Here is a 17,753-nt window from a genome sequence, read left to right as displayed (position 1 = left end):
CTGCTCATGTCACGAAGAAGATCCCGGCGTCCGCGCCCGCGGGGGTGTACTCCGCGAGCCGCGCGCGCAGACCGTCCTCACGCTGCGGCCGGTACAGGTCGTGGAAGGCCCCCATCTCGGCGCCGTCGTCCGCGCCGCGCCGGATCTGCTCGGGGCAGCCGTCGGCCAACAGCCCGTACCAGGGCGTCCCGTAGCGCACGGCGGCCAACAACGGCCGTACGCCCGGGGTGAGATCGGGCTGGCAGCGGTGGCGCCGCGGGGTGCGCGAGCCGGCCGGGACGTAGGAGTACCGCAGGCAGCCGGTGCCGCGCCGGGCCACGTGCAGCCTCCCGGTGAAGACCGAGTTCTCCGCGATCTCCACGGCGTGCGTGCGGACTTCGCCGATCACGGTGGTGCGGTGCACGTGCAGCACGGCGTGGGCGTGCCGGCAGTCCGGGGCGGAGAGGGCCTCGCGGTCGTCTCCGGTGGCGTCCAGGATGCTGTCGCGCAGATGGATGTCGAGGGGGTCCTCGTTCACCTCGTCGCCGATGACCTCGATGGTGCCGAGGATGCTGTGCTCGATCTGGACGCAGGCGGTGGTGCGGTCCAGGACGATGCTGGGCTCGTCGGGCGAGTGCGGCTCGCACTCGGGTTCCAGGGACCAGCCGGGCACGAGGGTGGAGTGCCGTACGACGACGGCTCCCATCGGCCCGGTGACGTTGATGCCGCGCCCGGCGACGAGCAGTCCGTCGAGGACGATGCGGGGCCGCTCGTGCGGGGCGCAGTCCTCCTCCACGGCACGGATGTTGAGCGCGTCGGGGCGGTTGCTGTACCAGTCCAGCAGCCGGATCACCGGCCGGGTGCCCTCGGCCGCGCGCAGCTCCAGCCGGTCGCCGGGGTCGAGGTCGAAGTCCAGCTGCTCCTGGTAGGCGCCGCTGTGGGTGATCTCGATGATGCCGTCGGGGCCGGTGTCGCCCGCCCGGCGGTCGTGCTGCCAGGCCCGGTAGGCGTCCATGATCTGGCGGTACGGCTGCCCGGGGCCGACCCGGTAGAAGGAGGCGTCGGGCCGGTCCGCCCGGTCGGGCCGCTCGTACTCGCCGCCGCCGAGGTCGGCGCCGCCCGCGTGGTGGTAGTCCACCCACACGCCCTGCCGGGGCGCGGACCTGGACCCGAACGCGATCCGCCCGAGCTCCGGGTCGACGGCGATCTGGCCGCGCCTGGGCCGGTAGCGCCAGTCCGACAGGTCGGCGACCACGATGTCCGACGGCGGTACGGGCCGGTCCTCGCCGTCGCGCCGGATGACGAAGCTCTTGCCGGGGCCGTAGCAGTCGAGCAGCCGGTCGTGCAGCAGGCGGCGGGTGATGAAGGCCGGGACGTTGTCGACGGTGGCGATGTGGGTGGGCGACGGCTCCGGGACCGGCCTGGTCACCAGCGGGGCGTCGTTGCCGAGGATCGAGAACGTGTAGAGGTTGCGGGCGCGGTCGACGCAGTACGCCGGGGACGAGGTCACCGGGTGGGCCGTGAGCCGCCAGACGAAGAGACCGACCCCGGCCGGCGTCCAACCGCCCTGGCCGCGGGCGGAGTCGGCGCGGCGGACGTCGACGGTGCGGGCCGTCGTCGCGAACGGCCCTCCGGTGAGCGCGAGCGCCGAGCCGTCCCGCAGGTCGGCCAGGCGGCCGCGGCCGGTGTCCCGGTACAGCTTCACCGACTGGTTCCGCGCGACCATCCGCGACAGCTCGACGGCCCGCGCGGGCCAGCCGGCGACCTGCACGGAGATCTCCTCCAGCAGGTGCAGCGTGCCCTTGCGGCGGCGGCTCGCGACCGTCGCCGCCACGTCGGCGCGCGGCGCGATCGCCTCGGCGAGCGCCTCCCGGCCGCCGTCGTGCAGACCGGTGGTGAGGACCCGCTCGTAGCCGGGCAGGGTGCGGTAGCCGACCAGGTCGCCGAGGTAGGGCAGCACCCAGGGCGCCGCCGTCTCCACGAACAGGTCCGCGTAGTCCTGCTCCACGCCGTCGCGGACCCGGTCCAGCTGCTCGGCGATGACCGCGAGCAGCGCGCGCAGCGGCTCGCCCTCCTCGGCGTCGCGCAGCAGGTGCCAGCGCGGCAGCAGGGCGGTGAGGCCGTCGGGCTCCCGGGAGACCGCCGGGGCCACCGTGTCGAACTGGACGTCCGCCGGGTTCGCGGCCATCACTTGACCTCCGTGAGGATGAGGGTGTCCGCCGCCCGGGGGGACAGCAGGGCGAGCTGGGCGGGCCGGATGCCGCGGAAGACGCACACCGGCCGGCCCTTCTTCAGGCGCCGGGTGTCGGTGATGTCCGGGTTCAGGCGCAGCAGTTCGGCGAGCGGGATGCCGAAGCGCGCGCAGACCTCCGACAGCGTCTCCCCGTTCTCGGCGCGGACGGTGTGGATCTGCTCGTCGTACGTCGCCTCGCGGGCAGGGACGGAGGCCCGCGGCGGGCCGGGGTCGCCGAGCAGCGCGGCGAGTTCGTCCGGGGTGGCGGAGGCGGGGACGCCGGTGAAGACGTCGACGTCGACGTAGTCGACCCCGGGCACGGTGTGGGCCGTGGCGAGGAGGTCGGAGAGCCGTGCGGGCTGCCCCAACTCCCGTCCCTCGTAGCCGAGCCGGCGCAGCAGCGCCTGGCGCAGCCGCGGCTCGACGTACTCCCAGGTGTGGTCGGGCGCGACCTTCACCCGGGCGGCGGCCAGCAGCAGGACCAGTTCGCGTACGTCCACCCGGACGGTCAGGTCGCCGTCGCCGTACTCGGTGAGGGCGCCGCGCAGCGCGCGCAGGGTGTCCGAACCGCCGTCCAGGGGCACGTCGTCGGTGCCCGCGACCGTCACGTGCAGCACGCGCCGCCGTCCGTCGAAGAGTTCGCGTGCGGCGGCCCGGCCGATGCCGGCCCGGGAGCGGGCGAAGTCCTCGTAGTCGGCCGGTGAGACGAGCCGGTCGAGGGCGGAGACGGCCAGCGGGATCGTGCGGCGGGTCAGGCCCGGGCCGTCCGCGTCCGCGCCGCCCGTCGCCGGGCGGGGGTTGGTGACGGCGGTGACGCCGAGCGGGCGGGTGAGGGGCTGGGTGAGCCGGCCCGCGGGCACGTTGGCGGCCTTGCCGGTGCCGAAGCGGTAGCTCGCGTGCACGTTCTCGTGGCCGCTGGGCAGGCGGGCGCCGTGCACCCCGTCTCCGAAGGTGACCGTCGTACGGCCGTCGGAGGCGGTGCCGGTGATGTAGACGCGGTCGCGCGGGCCGCGTCCGGCGAGGCTGTCCACCTCGTGCCAGAGAACGCCGTCCACCCGGATCTCCAGCACCGGTGTGGCACCGAGCGGGTTGTCGTCGGCGAGCCAGGTCAGCGGGGACTGCCAGAGCGCGAAGGTCTGGCCCACGCGGTCGGAGTCGCCGCTGCCGATGGCCTCCTGCCGGCTCTCGCCGTGGGTGGCCTCGACGACGTTGCCCAGGATGCGGACCGTCTCGCGGCGGTAGCGGTGGGCGAGGTCGGCGGTCAGGGTCAGGCGGGTGTGCACGCGGTCGCCGGGCAGCCGCGGGTCGACGGCCGGATCGGCGGAGGCGATCGTGACGACCTCGGTCGCCGTGACGCCGGCCGTGCCGGGGATGTCGGTGCGCTCGCCGGTGACGACCAGCAGCCGGCCGGCGGTCAACCCGTCGTAGAGCTGGGCGAGATCGATCTCGTTGCCGTGCACCTCCTCGCCGAGCGGCTCGTCCGCCGGGCGCAGCGGCTCGCCCGCCGCGTACACCGTGGTGTCGCGGATGTGCGAGAGCAGGACGTCGAACTCGTCCAGCCAAGGGTCGGCGAGGGTGAGTTCGGTGCCGCGGCCGGTGATGCCGTAGTTGGTGTACGCGGCCGTGCGCACCGAGACGACCTGGGTGGTGACGAACGCCAGCCGGGCGTCGCCCGGGATGCCGTCCTGGGTGCCCTTGGTGGGGCGCTGGATCGCGACCCAGCTGCCGACGGTGATGCCGGTGTGCACGGTGTCCAGCTGGAGCACCTTACGGTTGACCGGGGCCGGCTTGCCGGCGAGGACCACCTCGACGTTGGGTTCGGTGCTGCCCACGGTGTAGCGCAGGCTCACCTCGTACTCGCCGTGCGTGAACTGCCGTGTGTCGCCCGGCTGGAGGGACTCCTCGCGTGCCGAGCCGTTGTTGATGCCGACGTGGATCGCGCCGTTCTCGTCCGGGCGCGACACGAACAGCGTGCGGTCGGGCAGGCCGTCGCGCAGGCGGACGGTGACACCGGGCTCCTGGGAGTCGGCGGGGCGCCGGGTGAGCCAGTTCAGGTCGTGGTCCTGGGCGGCCCGCGTCGACAGGTCGACCTGGCCCGGGCCGAGCGCGAAGCTGACCTGCTGGGTGAGCGGCAGCGTCACCGCCCGCTGGTCCGAGCTGTTGCCCTCGACGTGCTGGAACTCGGCCCGGACCGGGGCCTTGGCCCCGGTGTCGTAGACGATCCGCAGGCCGGTGAGCGCGGCCCCGGTGAGCGGCCAGTCCGTGGAGCGGATGACGCGTCCCTTGTCGTCCTGGACGGGCTTGAGCGGGGCGGTGGCCCCGAAGGGCGCGGCCGTGACCCGCATGGCGAGCAGGTCCCGCAGCAGCTTCGCGCTGCCGGGCGCGGCGGCGGCCGCCTTCCGCCAGGCCGGATACAGACTGCCGAGGCCGGGGTTGAGAGCCGAGAGCAACCGGGCGGTGTCCGCACCCGGGCGCTGCGCAGCGGAACCGGCGGGCGCGGCGGGCGTCCGGGCCTGCAGGGCGGGAAGAACCGCGGCCAGCGCATCAAAGGCGGCGGTGCGCGTCTCGCTTTTCAGGGGCGCGGGGAACTGCGCGACCAGCCCAGTCGCGGCCGCAGACGCAAAACCACCGTTCACGGCACTCTCGTCGGCAGATTGCGCAGGTACCAACTCCATTGCATGCGCGGCGAGTTCGGCCAGAACCGCCTGCAACCGCTCGAACCACGCCGCAACCTCCTCCCACGGGGCGGCCAGCGCCTCCGCCTCACCGAGCCGGGCGACGGGCTCCGCGAGGCAGGCCGCGAGACCCTCGGGCGTCTGCACGTCGTCGAGGGCCGTCCGCAGCGGGGCGAGGACCTGGTCCTCGAAGTCCTCGATCAGCCGGCTCACCGGCCGCGGATCGGGCACCTCGGGCGTCGGCGGCTCGTCGCCCGGCTCGCCGGGGGCGGCGGGCTCCGCGATCCAGCGCCGGACCTCGTCGACCAGTTCCTTCAGCGTGGGCGGGGCCGACTTCGGCAGGGTGAGCGCCGTGACGTCCTCGTCCCGGTCGACGCGCACGCCCGCGACGGGCAGCAACCTGCGCTCCCCGCCCGCCAGTTCACCGAACACGAACAGCAACCGGTCGCCGGTCTGCAGCGAGTTCGTCGTCCCCTCGACGAAAATCTCGGAACGGCGCTCGAGGTCGTCCGGCGTCACCAGCGACGGCCGGCGCCGGCGCACCTTCAGCTCGTTCCAGTCCCAGCGGGCGGTGAGGTCCCGGCCGGTCTCGAAGGTCACGGACTCCTCGTCGGCGGAGGCCGGCACGCTGTGCGTGCGCGCGCCGCGCGGGATCACGACCTGGAGCGTCTCCGCGCGCGGATCGCGTTCCAGGGAGTACGCGAGGTGGGTGGAGGCGGCGACCCCGGGCCGCGGCCGGTGGCCGACGAGCCGGCCGAGCAGGACCAGCGAGCGGTGCTCGTTGGCCGTGCGGACGTAGGCCTCGTCCGCGATCCGCTCCGAGTGGAAGGTGAGCAGGTCGCCGAGGACGGCGGCGGCGTCGAGCAGGCCGATCGCCGGGTCGTCCGGGGTGCGCACGGTCAGGGCGCCGAGCGCCGGGTACGCCGGTGAGGCGAGCCGGTCGAGCAGGGCGGCCAGGAAGGAGCCGTACACACCGACGCGGTGGTCGAGGGCGGTGCGGCCAGGCGGGTTGTGCACGGGAGCGGGCGCGAGGCGCTCGTCGTGGCCGCCGCAGGCCCCCGCACAGGAGCACGTCCGGCTCATCGGGCACCTCCCAGGGATATCGCCAGCAGGCCGTTCTCCGGCCGGTCCGGGTCGTTGTCGCACGTGGCGATCTCCAGCGGGCCGAGCCGCAGCACGCCGTCCTCCCTCTCTCCTCGTTCCTGCTCGAACAGCCGCCGCAACCGGGTGACTTCGACGCTCAGCACGCCGGGTACCGCGGCGGCGACGGCGACCAGACGGCTGAGCCGTACGGGTTCGCCGAAGGTCAGCGCGTCCGGGTGGAAGAACCCGAGCCGGCCGTCCGCGAGCCGGCCGGTGCCCAGCACGCGGTACAGGTCGGCCAGGATCTGCCCGTGCTGGTGGCCGGGCGCGGCGCACACGCGCAGCGCGAGGTCGAGCGGCACCGGGCGGGCCGGGCCGACCACGAGGTCGTGGCCGATGCGCCGGTACGCCTCCAGGGACTGCCCGACCTGTGCGAGCAGTTCGGCCGACGGCTCGGCGCTGCCGTACGCGTCGATCGCGACGTGCGCCTCCTGGGTGCTGCCGGTCCAGCGGATCTCGGCGGCGGCACGCTGCACGCCGGGCAGCGCGCCGGCGAGGGCCGCGTAGTCCTCGGCGGTGACCGCACGCAGCCGGGTGCGGCGCAGGTCGAGCGGGGCCAACTGGCGTACCTGCTCGACGGGTTCGGGTTCGGTGCCGCCCACGGCGGGCAGCGGGTTGCGCACGGCCGCCGTCGGCCGCTGCGCGCAGTCGCCGCGGACCACCAGGTGGTTGATGGCCTCCGCACCCACGTTGCCGGCGGTACCGCCGCCGAGGCGGTGGTGCAGGGCGAGGCGGTGGCCGGGCGCGGGCCTGGCGCCGTGCCGGCCGTCGCCGAAGCGCAGCGCGAGCCGGCCGTCGTCCTCCAGCTCGCCGACGAAGTGCCGGTCGCGGGGCCCGCTGTGCAGCAGGTCGCGGCGCGGCAGCCAGGTCAGGTCGCCGTCCTCGACGCGTACGGCGGGCAGCGCGGCGCGCGGGTCCTGGGCGAGGGCGGCGGCCGCGGAGCCGCGCAGCACCGGCTCGTCGGGGTGCAGTCCGGCCGCGTACGCCGGGCCCCAGCTGTGCGCGATCTCCCAGGCGATGTGGCCGTCCAGGACCGTGCCCGCCCGGGCCCGGGCGGCGAGGACCGCCACCCGGCGCAGCTTGGTGTCGAGCAACTCGTCGTTGCGGTGCAGGAGTTCGCGCAGTGCCCGGACGGGGTGCTCGCGCAGCTCGTACCGCTCGACGGTCTTCAGGCCGTAGACGACGGTGAGTTCGGCGATCTCCTCGTCCCCGAGGCCGTCGCGGTCGCGGGCGCTGCGCCACAGCTCGACGAGCCGCTGCCGCACCCGCCCCGGGATCGCGGCGATGCGCTCGGCCTGACCCGCGGCCACGGCCGCCGGGTCCGGGAAGGGCACCGCCTGGACGACCGGGGAGCGGCCGAGGACCGGGCGGAAGCGGGGCCGGATGCCCGGGTGGACGGACTGCGCGAGGAGGGTGCGCAGCGCGGCGGCCTGCGCGTACGCCGTACTGGGCACCACGCGCTCGTGCCGCTGCCCGGCGCGCTCCAGGCCGATTCCGGCGCGTACCGTCGCGGCCTCGCCCACCACCTGGAACAGCTCGCGGACGTCGCCTGCGACGAGTGCCTCGCCGCTCTCCGCCCGGTCGGTGAGGGAGTTGATGAGCCGGGCGGGCGCGTTGCCCTCCTCGCGGTCGGCGCAGCCGAAGGCGGGCGGGCCGCAAGGTGCGACGACGGCCGGCTCGGGCGGCACGATCGCCGTCTCCGGGAGCCCGGTGAGCGTGCGGCCGTGGTCGACGAGGACGACGTTGCCGCGGGCCAGGGTCACGTCCTCGACGGGCAGGCAGTCGCGGCCGCCGCGGGTGGTCAGGCAGAGCGGGAAGCGCAGCGCGTCCTCGGCGGCCCAGGTGACCTCCAGCACCGGCTGGTCCTCGATGCGGTCGACGCCGGGGGTGACGGAGGTGAGGCGGACGGCCTGGCGGTGCGCAGGGTCGGCGTCGCCGGGGGTGCCGGTGCGCGGGCCCTTGACCTCCTCCAGGATCAGCAAGTCACCCGGTTTCAGGGCCAGTCGGCGGTCCCGGCAGGTCTCCGGGTCCTGCCACTCGTCACGCAGGGTGGCGGCGGTCGCGCCCTTGGGCAGGGCGCACACCTCGCCGCCCCAGGTCCACAGGCGGATCGTGTTGTGCGCGACCCTCAGCTCCAGCGGGTCCTCGGCGACGACCGGCTCGAAGACCTGCACCGAGCCCCGTTCGTCCAGGTCGCCGAGGTCGGTCTCGTCGATCACCGGGCCGGGTTCGGGCCGGTCGTGCGGGTCGAGTGCGCGGACGTCGACGGAGGCGAAGCGGAAGGTGCCCGCGGCGAGCGTGGTGTCGCCGCCGGTCCGGACGGTGACGTAGGCGCGTGCCGTGCAGCCGTCGTGCATCGCGTAGTCGATGAGCCGGACGTGCCGCCGTACGGAGACCCGGCGGCGCGCGGTGTCCAGATAGGCCTCGGTGGCCACCGCGTCCTGCTGGTAGCTGATCTGGTCGCCGGTGTACGCGAGCAGCTCGACCAGGGTGACGCCGAGGTCGGCGGGGTTGCGCTCGATCCAGTCGGGCGTGGTGAGCGCGAGCCGGTCCAGGAGCAGCTTGCGGATGGTGTCGTAGTCGCGCGCGGTGTAGTCGACGACGGGGGCGGCGGGAAGGTCCGGCCGGCCCTCGTCTTCGTCCGTGCAGTCGAACGGCGTCGGGCAGTCCGGCCGGAAGGAGAAGGAGGCGCGGTGGTAGCGCTGGTCGAAGCCGCGGAAGGGCTCCGTGCCCGGTCGGCCGTACGGATCGGTCTCGACGAGCGCCAACGTGTACCGCGAGGTGTCGCCGGTCCGGTCGAGGGTGACGTGGAGCCGGTCGTCGAGTTCCGGGTCCTCCTCGCGTTCGATGCTGACGTCGACGGCCGTGATGCCGGTGATCCGGCGGCCGCCGTCGATCCGGACGTTCTGCGGGCCAAGGCCGTGCGGGGCCTTGCCGAGGAAGGTGACGGTGAGCAGGAGCCCGTCGTCGCCCACCTCCACGGCGTCGACCCCGTTGAGCTGGGCGGCGCGCACCTTGGCGCGGCGGGACGTGGCGGTGGTCATGCGGCCCTCCCCTCGAACACGTCGTCGGTGCGGGCACCGGTGGCGCGCAGGACGTAGGACAGGTGGACGCGTACGGCGCTGTCGTCGCTGATCACGTCGAGCGCGACGACGTCGATGAGGTCGCCGAGCCAGCGCTGCAACGAGGCCTGCACGGAGAGTTCGAGGGTGCTCACGAGTTCCGGGCTGTTGGGGGCGAAGACGAGGTCGAGCAGCCCGCAGCCGAAGTCGGGGCGCATCACGCGCTCCCCCGGGCTGGTGAACAGGAGTTGCTCGATCAGGTCGTGGACGTGCTCGGCGTGGCCGACGGGGGTCCCCCCGCTCGAGCGAAGTCGAGAGTGGGGGAGCGCGGTGCGCCCCCGGCGGTCGGCGCGGAAGGGGAACGCGATGTCGGTGCGCGGGCGGGCCGCCCGGCTCGGCTGGCTCATCGGGCGGTCACCTTTCGCGGTGCGGCCAGGACGACGGGCGGTCCCTGCGGCACGAGGGCCGCGCTGAAGCACAGGGCCGCGGAGGTGTCGAGCAGCACGGGGGCGCCGTCGACCGTGATGCCGCTGCTGTCGGCGGTCCAGCGGACCGTGACGCAGGGCGTGGGCACACCGTCGACGGTGTGCGGGCAGCCGGTGACGACGTACGCGTGCCTGGCCGTGGCGACGGCGGCACCCCCGATGCGTACGCCGCCGGAGGGTGTGGTGGCGGCGGTGACCCGGCCGCCGTGCGGGCAGCCGATCACGGCGCCGGCGTCGAGCAGACTCCCGGACAACTTGGTGCGTCCCCCCGTCTTCTATCGCTTCGAGAGCACGGTCAACTGGCCCTCGTTGATGGTTACTTCCTTGCCGCGGAGGACGATCTCGGCGCCTGCGCCGGTCGCGACGACCACGGCCTCCTTGGTGATGCGGATGTAGGCGCCGCCCTGGGCCTGGAGCAGGATTCCCTGCTCGGCGCCGGCGGTGTCGTTCATCACGATCTTGTGCGCGCCCGGCGTCTGCACGACGACGGGCTTGTCCGGCGCGCTCGCCTGCAGCGCGCGGCGCGCGTCGGGCGGCAGTTCCTCGGCGGCCCCGTACCAGCACCCGGTCCACACCGGGAAGCTGGGGTCCCCCTGCTCGAACTCCACCCACACGCCGGCGCCGGGTGGCGGCACCACGAACTGGCCCGACTCGGGCCCGGTGAACGGCAGGCAGGGCAGCGCCCAGGTGGACGCCTCGTCGCCGAGGACGTCGGGCACCTCGACGGTGATCCGGCCGATCCGCAGCGGGTCGTTGTTGTCGACGACCCGCCCGCGGAACTTGCCGAGGTAGCGATTGCCGTTTGCCGCCATGCTGAACTGCTCCTGATGGGTGGGTCGTTGAGTGGTCTTCGGTCTCTACGGCCGGACGTGGTCGCTGCGGGCCTCCAGCCCCTCCCGGGAGAGGGTGAAGTTCTGCTGGAAGGAGCCCGGACGCAGGTTGTGGGTGACGGACTTGACGTAGTAGTCGCCGTCGTACGCCCGCCCGGAGCCGCGCACGCCGACGAGCTGGCGGGGCTGCAGGATGTAGCCGTGCCGGTTGACGTCGAGCGATCCGGAGCCGGAGACCACGTCGGCGGAGACCGCGGCGCGGGCGAGGAGTTCGGCCTCGGCCTGCTCGCGCTGCTGCTTGGCGGTGCCGGAGAGCGTCCTGCGCCTGAGGGCCGGGGTCGGCCGCCGCCCGAGGGGCGGGCGCAGCGGGCTGATCGGCGGCTGGGGCAGGAGCGTCGACTGCCTGGTGCCGGGGTCCTGCCAGCGGGCCTGCGGCTCCTCCCGCGCCGTCCCGTCGTACGAGAACGTCAGCTGGTCCACGGTCGTGTTGGCGTCCATGTTGACGTTGAGGGCGTGCTGGCGGATGCCGAGGCGGACCTCGGGACCCCAACGGGCGGACGACTGACCGGGGTTGGGGCCGGGTTCGAGGTAGAACGTGTAGCCGTTGGCACGGGCGAGGTCGGTGACGTACTGCAGGTCGGTGCCGGTCTGGTAGTGGACGCGCAGGTCCTGGTGCGGGGGCTGGGCGATCTTCTCGGCGTAGACGTCGGGCCGGATGCCGTAGTCGGAGTAGCGCCGCAGGATGCTCAGCACCCGCTCGGAGGGCGGCAGGTTGGGATAGCGGGCGGTCCGCTCCTCCAGGTCCATCAGCAGGGTCAGGTCCTCGCCGGTGACGGTGAGGGTGGAGTGGCCTGGCTGATTGCTGGCGCCGACCTCCTGCCGGACGACGAGCCCGTCGAACAGCACGTCTGGGGTGCCCCGGACGCTGACGGTGACGACGAGCCGCGTCTTGGGGTCGAAGAACCCCTCGGGCAGCAGCAGCCTGTTGATGATCCCGTTCTTGGTCAGGTCGAAGGCCAGCTGGAATCCGCTGCGTTCGCCCGCGGTGGCGGTGATCTGGGCGGACAGCAGGGCCTCGGTCACCTCGGCCGGGACGGGGCGGACGAGCTTGGGCCCCATGAGCAGCGTGATGTGGACGGGGCCCTGCCCGACGGGCTGTTCAGACACGCCGGTGCCCTCCGGGCTCGGGGATCTCCACGATCCGCCCCGCCTCGTCGGTCAACTCCCGCGGATCGAGTACGGGGTTGGCGTCGGCGATGCGCCACCACTGGCCGGGGTCGCCGTAGCACCGCTGGGCGAGAAGGTCGGGCCGCTCGCCCGCGCCGACGACGTGCCCTTGCGTCTCCTGTGCGTCGAGCGGGGGCAGCAACCGGCGCTTGGCGTAGCGGACTTCGGTGCCGTCGGGGAGCCGGTGGACGCCGATCTCGGCGTCGTGGTAGCGGCTGGTGCGGGGGTACGGGTGCGCGCCGGGTATCGCGCCGAGGGCGCTGTCGTAGGACTCGATGTCGGCCATGGCTGCGTCAGCCCCTTCCACTGAGTACGTCGGCACCCGGCAGTCCGAGGGCCCCGAGGCTGCCGCCGCGGGCGGTGGCCGCGAGCCGTTCCTTCTGCGCGAGGTGCGCCATGTAGAGGTCGGCTCCGCGGTGGCCGGCCGGCAGGTCGCTGACGGTGAGGATCTTCATGCCGATGCTCAGCGAGGCCCGTATCGGATTGAGATTGACGTCGAAGGCGGACTCGTTGACGGACAGCTCGGTCAGCCGCACGGGCATGACCCGCTTGCTCCCCCACGTGAACAGCGTCAGCGGCATCTCGATCGGGCTGATCTCGATGGTGCCCTTCTGCGACAGCCGGCTGGCGGCGCGCAGCTGCGCGGTGGTCGGCTGCACGAGCATCTCGAGCGTGGCCAGTTGGGGGTGGATGCCGTCGGGCGCCGCGATCTCCAGCTGGTCGGTGGCGTCGATCTCGGCGGTGAACTTCCAGGTCTCCTCGGCGGGCCCCTTCAACCGCAACGCCTCGTTCCGATCCCCGCTCCCGGTACCACCACTCCCCCCGTCGCCGCTGTCCCCGGCCGACTGCGGCGCGATGCTGCGCTCGAGGGTGTCGGGGTTGAACTGCAGGACGATGACGCGTTGGGGGGTGCCGCGGTCGGGGTCGACGACGACCATTCCGGAGCGGATGGGTTTGGGGATGTCTGCGTAGCGGGTCACTTGCTCCCCCTGTCGTCTTCTCGCAGAAGCCGCCGAACATCCGCGGCCGGATAAGGAGCCCCTTCGGGCCAGGAGGCCGAACGCTCCTCGACGAGGCCTCGGTAGGTGGCCATGTCGTGAAATCCGAGCGCCTGGACGGCCGTCACCTGCAACTCCAGCTCGTCCAGAGCCGAGGCACGCACGAGCACCGCCATCACCTCGGGAGAACTCCCCTGGGCGAGTGCCTGCAGCGCCTCCAGTCGTTCGTCGAAGTCCACGGACTCGTCGAAGACGAGGCGCTCCACGGCGGCGACCAGACGCGGGCTGGGCTCACGGACGGAATCCAGAATGGTGCCGGCCGCGCCGAGAGCCGCGGAGAGCGCGTCGGGGCCGGGGGCCTCCTCGATGCTTCGCGCGATGAGGGCGGAGTCCTCGGGCGCCGCCTCGTTCAGCAGGACGAGAAGCGCGCTGGCACGAGCAGATCGGTCGACAGCGGAGGCTTCGTCGACCGCGGGCACGGGAGGACGCCGCAGAATCGTGCGGGCGCGTTCCAGGACATCACCGGCGTAGGAAGCGAAGAGGCTTGCCGTTCCGTGCCGCTCACCCGAGAGCGCGTAGTGGTAATGATCCAGGGCGATCCCCGTGGCCGGAACGCTGTCGCTGCCCAGGAGCCGGGCGAACGCATGCCGCGCGGCATCACCGCTCCGTGGAGACACAAGCTCGATCCGCGCCTCCTCGAGTTCCGGATCCTCAAGGCGCCTACCCTGCCAGTGATATGTGTCGAATTTCTCCATGCTCTTTCCTGCTTCGCGGCCTGGGAGCCCTACTTGGTGACGCGGTTCCCGTTTTTGTCGATGATGAGCGTGATGGCTTCCTTCGGAATACCTCCGCGGACAAGGACCTCCTGGGTCCGCACGACGTCTCGCAGCGCCTGTTGCATGATTGTCTTTCCGGGCGCTTTGAGATTCCACTCCTGCTGCCCCGCCCTCGTCGTGAGGTCGAGAATATAGTCGGGGTTGATGTGCGCAAGGTCGATTTCGATGGTCCCGTAGAACTGGAAGCCCCGCGCCGTGGACCACTTCAGCCCATTGGGGTCGGTGATGTCTCCGTTTCTCATCTTCGTCGTGGATATGAAGGGGGAGTTCTTCGCACCCGTCACATGCTGCCAGGGAGCGATGTTCGCACCCTTCTTCCGTGCGGAGATGCCGTTGCCCTTGTAGTTCTTGAGATCGTCCGCCGACATGTTCCGGGTCACCTTGCGAGGGACGTACTGGCCCTTCTGATCGCGAACGTACTCGCCACCGTTGCTGTCCCTGAAAACGCTCTGGGCCATCACTACGCCGGTGGGTTCGTACACGCTCTCCTTCTGGAAACGCCCCACCGCCGAAATGGCGGCACCGGGGTGGTCCAGCAGCAGAGTCGACGCGTCAGGTGATTCGTCGAGCCACCTCAGCTGCTGAGCCTTGATTCCACGCGATTTGTTCGCAAGGCGCGCGCACAGGCCCTTGACCTCCCTCAGGGAGGCGTCGCTCTTGAGTCCTCCCAACTCCTCCGCGATGGCCCGCCGGAATGCCGCAACGTTCGGGTGATCCTCTTTGAGATCCTTGTCCTTCTTGCCCTGGGGATCGGTTTCGAAGGGCTCGAAGCGAGCTACCTTGAACCCGTCCTCGTCCTCATCCCATGTTCCCGGTGTGACAGGACCACTCGGGTTGAGGGTGGCGGTGATACGGAAGTCCGGCTGGCCGGACGACGTCAGGCGCGTCAGCCGATGCCAGACGCGCAACGCCTGGAGGACTCCGTAATAGATCGGCCCACGCATTCCTCGTTTGAGGAGCGGGACGATGGTGCGCCGAAGCCGCTCGATGATCAGCGAGAGGCGCTGCTGCTTCGACTCGCGAGAGTGCTCCTGCCTGCGCCGGTCGTGGCGGCGCTGCTTCCTCTCGTCCGTACGCCGCTTGTGACGATCACGTAGCTGGTCGCGCTTCTTCTTGAAGGCGTCGCGCAGCTTCGACGCACCGTTCTTGAGCGCCTTGCCGACCTTGGACTTCTTCAGCTTCCGGCCCAGCGTCCTCGCGGCGTTGCCGACCTTCTTCAGGGCGGACTTGACCGCGCCCTTGGCCCTCGAAAGAGCCTTGCCCACCGGGGACTTGGGCTTCTTGGGCTTGGTCGGCTTCGGGCCCTCGATCTCCTTCTGCTTCTTCTTCGGGGCGGACTCGGGGGTCTTGTCCCCGCCGGGAGCCTTCTCCTTCTGGGGCGTCCTGTCCTTCGACGGCTCCTGGTCCGGCGTCCTGTCCTTCGCAGACCCCGTCTCCCCGTCCTGCGGCTTCGTCTCGGCCACGTCCGGCTTCTTCTCCGGGCCCTTAGGTGTCGCGTGGTCCTTAGGCTTCGGCGGGGACTTGAGGTCGGGGGACGGCTCGCCCTTCGGGCGTCGTTCCGTGCCCGGGCGGCCCAGGGCCTGCCTGGCCTTGCGCAGGGCGCCGCGGGCCGAGTTGACCGCCGCGCCCGCCGCCTTCTTCGCTCCGCCGCCCACCTTCTTCAGGCCGTCCATGATCTTCTGGGCCATGCCCTTGAGGCGCTTGCCGACGCCCTTCGTCGCCGAAGACAGCTTCTGCAGGAGGAAGTTGGTGATGAAGTCCAGGAGGGCGACCACGCCCGCCGCCACCGCCTCCGCGAACAGACACGCCGCCGGGCCCGCCTTCACCGCCGTCAGGTACGCCCAGAACTTCGAGAACGCCGAGAGGATCGAGCTGACCGTCGACCAGGCCGCCATCAGGCCCTGAATGATCGTCAGGATCGCCCCGGCCGCCGGCACGATCATCGAGACGACCTTCTCGATGACCAGCGTCGCGATCATCATCGGCAGCGACGCGATGATCGCGTCCCAGGCCATCTTGCCGATCTGCTTGAGCGAGACGCAGCCCTTGACCAGGACGTCGATCACGGCCTTGCCGAGGCCGAGGATGCCCTCGACCTTCGTGTCGAACCATCCCTTGACCGCCACCTTGATGGCGCCCCAGAGGTGGTCGGTGATGCCGGTCTTGGCCGCGCTGCCGGCCTTCGAGATCCAGCCGCCCGGGTCCGGCGCGATGTCCGCCACCAGCGCCGCGAACTTCCCCAGCGCCTCGATCGCCGCCTGCGCGAACTTGATCGCGCCGACGATGATCGCCTGGTAGGCCTTGATCACCGCCTTGACGCCGGCTTCGAGGACGTCGAGGAGCTTGTTCAGGCCCGCCGCCAGGGCGTCCAGCAGTGTGTTCACGGCCTTCTTCAGGCCGTCCGCAAGCCGGTTGACCGTCGCGATCGCCGCGTCCCGCAGGCCCTCGATCGCCTTGCGGAAGCGGTCCCGGAGTTCGGGGAAGGCCGCCAGGAGCGTGTCGCCGATCGCGATCAGGACGTCGGCCAGCGCATTGATCGCCTTGACCGCCAGGTCCCGTACGAAGTCGATGGCCTGGTTGGCCCACTCCTTGAACTTGTCGATGATGCCGTTGACCGCCTTGCGGGCGGCGTCGAACACCGCGGTGACCGCCGCGAGCAGGCCCTTGAAGAAGTCGGCGACCTTGTCGGCGATCCAGCCGAGCAGGCCCCCGGAGGGCTTCTTCTCCTCCTTCTTCTTCCTGGCCTCCTTCTCGGCGTTCTCCCGCTCGGTGTCGATCTGGCCGTTGTCCTTGTCCTTGCGCGCGCCGATCTCCTTGTCCTTGTCGTCGCGCGCCTTGACGATCTCCTTGTTCTTCTTGTCGTGCTCGTCGCCGGACTGCTTGTCCGCGTCCTCGATCTTCTGGTCCTGCTCGGACCGCCAGTCCTCGCGCTGCTTCTGCGTCTCCTGGGCGACCCGCCCGCGTTCGGCGGTCTGCTGCGCGGTGTTGCGCTCGACCTCGCGGTCGATCTCGTTCTGCTTGTCCTGCTTGGCCCGCTGCTCGCCCTGCTGGTGCTCCTTGTCCTTGGCGGCCAGGTCGCCCTGCGCCTTGCCCCCGGCACCGGTGATCTCGGTGCCCTTCTCCTGCTTGGCGACCGCGCCGACCCCGGCCTTCGGCGCGGGCGTGGCCGCGAGCGCGCCGCCCTTGCCGCCTCCGGAGCCGCCGGCGGCCTTGCCGGTCAGCCGCTCCGGGGGCGCGTCGGGGTAGACCTGGTCCTCGCCCATGGGCTTGGCCGCGTCCTGGCGGCCGGTGGTCTGCAGGTCGGACTGCTTGTCCTTGAGCGCCTTGGCCTGGTCGTCGGTGCGGGTCGGGTCGCTGGGACCCTCCAGCCGGATCTTGGGCGCCGGGCCGACGGTCTTGTTCTCGAGCGCGGGGTCGGTGGTCGGGATGGCGTCGGCAGCCGCCTCGACGTTCTTCGCCTCGGACTCGCTCAGTCCCTTGTCGGGTACGGCGGGAGGCGGCGGCGGAGGCACGTCGGAGGCGGGCTGCCTGCCCTCGGCCTTGTCGCCGCCCTTGGCCTTCTGCTTGTCGGCCTGGTCCTCGGGGCCGATCCGCTCCACCTTGCCGGTGACCTGGGCGGCCGCGGGGGCGGCCTGGGGCGGCGCGGACCGCGTCTGCGGCGCCCCGGAGGGACGTTCACGCGTCGGCGGCGCCGCGTCGAGGCGCTTCTGCTCGTCGGCGATCTTCTTGTCCGCGGCCTTGTCGACCCCGGGCATGGCGGCGGCCGCCTGGTCGGGCGCCAGTTTGCTGACGGTCTGCACTGCGGCCTTGGGGTCCTGCCCCGAGACGTCCGGCGGCTCCTGCTGCTTCTCCTCGGGCGCGGCTCCGCCGCCGCCCCCGCAACCGCCCTGCTGTCCCTCGTCCTTCTCGGGTGCGGGCGCGGGCGGCGCGCAGCCGCCGCCGTCCTTCTCCAGGGACGCCTCGGGCCGGGGCGCGTCCGTCGCCGCCGTCTGGCCGGGCCCGTCGCTCTGCTCGGCGGCCGGGCTGACCGCCGCCTGGGCGACCGACGGCGCCGCGCCCGGGCCCGCGGCGACCGCGGGCCCCGTCTTCTCGGAGGCGCCCACCGGTCCGCGGGGTGCGGCGCCGGGCCCGCTCTCCTTGGGCACCTGGCTCTTGGCCTGCGGCGCCTCGCGCTCGGAACGGGGCGGCTCGGCGCCACAGAGCATGGAGGGGGAGGGGGCACGGGTCTCGACCAAGGTTCTCGGCGGTCTGGGGAAGACGGGGCGGGGCACGGGGGCCGCGCCAA

At 72.4% G+C, this 17,753-nt stretch carries 11 protein-coding genes; all 11 read right to left on the bottom strand.

The genetic code is table 11. The features are described from left to right. Positions 1–4: 4 nt before the first annotated feature. From ACFU97_RS09540 to ACFU97_RS09490, 11 genes are read right to left on the bottom strand one after another with little or no spacing between them, the layout of a single operon-like run. On the bottom strand, positions 5–2,167 hold the full coding sequence (locus ACFU97_RS09540; RefSeq protein WP_384253176.1) for a hypothetical protein: 2,163 nt from the start codon (positions 2,165–2,167) through the stop codon (positions 5–7). Then, positions 2,167–5,970: a putative baseplate assembly protein gene (locus ACFU97_RS09535; protein ID WP_384253173.1), complete on the bottom strand. Its 3,804-nt coding sequence runs from the start codon at positions 5,968–5,970 to the stop codon at positions 2,167–2,169. Before ACFU97_RS09535 ends, ACFU97_RS09540 begins: the two co-directional genes overlap by 1 nt. After that, positions 5,967–9,074: a putative baseplate assembly protein gene (locus ACFU97_RS09530; protein WP_384253170.1), complete on the bottom strand. Its 3,108-nt coding sequence runs from the start codon at positions 9,072–9,074 to the stop codon at positions 5,967–5,969. Before ACFU97_RS09530 ends, ACFU97_RS09535 begins: the two co-directional genes overlap by 4 nt. After that, positions 9,071–9,499 carry a GPW/gp25 family protein gene (locus tag ACFU97_RS09525; protein WP_384253167.1) on the bottom strand — a complete coding sequence of 143 codons (429 nt, stop codon included), beginning with the start codon at positions 9,497–9,499 and terminating at the stop codon, positions 9,071–9,073. The genes ACFU97_RS09530 and ACFU97_RS09525 overlap by 4 nt, the downstream gene beginning before the upstream one ends. After that, positions 9,496–9,831: a hypothetical protein gene (locus tag ACFU97_RS09520; RefSeq protein WP_384253164.1), complete on the bottom strand. Its 336-nt coding sequence runs from the start codon at positions 9,829–9,831 to the stop codon at positions 9,496–9,498. Before ACFU97_RS09520 ends, ACFU97_RS09525 begins: the two co-directional genes overlap by 4 nt. Before the next feature lie 21 nt (positions 9,832–9,852). Then, entirely contained in the window at positions 9,853–10,389 is a 537-nt protein-coding gene (locus ACFU97_RS09515) for a phage baseplate assembly protein V (RefSeq protein WP_384253161.1), read from the bottom strand. Between the two features lie 45 nt (positions 10,390–10,434). Continuing rightward, positions 10,435–11,574 carry a hypothetical protein gene (locus ACFU97_RS09510; RefSeq protein ID WP_384253159.1) on the bottom strand — a complete coding sequence of 380 codons (1,140 nt, stop codon included), beginning with the start codon at positions 11,572–11,574 and terminating at the stop codon, positions 10,435–10,437. Continuing rightward, positions 11,567–11,920, bottom strand: coding sequence for a hypothetical protein (locus ACFU97_RS09505; RefSeq protein ID WP_384253156.1), 354 nt, complete (start codon positions 11,918–11,920; stop codon positions 11,567–11,569). The genes ACFU97_RS09510 and ACFU97_RS09505 overlap by 8 nt, the downstream gene beginning before the upstream one ends. A 7-nt stretch (positions 11,921–11,927) precedes the next feature. Next, the gene (locus tag ACFU97_RS09500; RefSeq protein ID WP_384253153.1) at positions 11,928–12,614 is read right to left on the bottom strand and encodes a hypothetical protein; all 687 of its coding nucleotides are present in this window, start codon (positions 12,612–12,614) and stop codon (positions 11,928–11,930) included. Continuing rightward, positions 12,611–13,387, bottom strand: a complete 777-nt coding sequence (locus ACFU97_RS09495) for a hypothetical protein (protein WP_384253150.1) — start codon at positions 13,385–13,387, stop codon at positions 12,611–12,613. Before ACFU97_RS09495 ends, ACFU97_RS09500 begins: the two co-directional genes overlap by 4 nt. Before the next feature lie 29 nt (positions 13,388–13,416). After that, on the bottom strand, positions 13,417–17,673 hold the full coding sequence (locus tag ACFU97_RS09490) for a hypothetical protein (protein ID WP_384253147.1): 4,257 nt from the start codon (positions 17,671–17,673) through the stop codon (positions 13,417–13,419). Between the last annotated feature and the right edge of the window lie 80 nt (positions 17,674–17,753).

The sequence above is a fragment of the Streptomyces sp. NPDC057616 genome, assembly GCF_042800575.1.
Taxonomy (GTDB): Bacteria; Actinomycetota; Actinomycetes; order Streptomycetales; family Streptomycetaceae; genus Streptomyces.
Note: the sequence above shows the minus strand (reverse complement) of the source record. Positions and strands in the feature narration are given on the sequence as shown.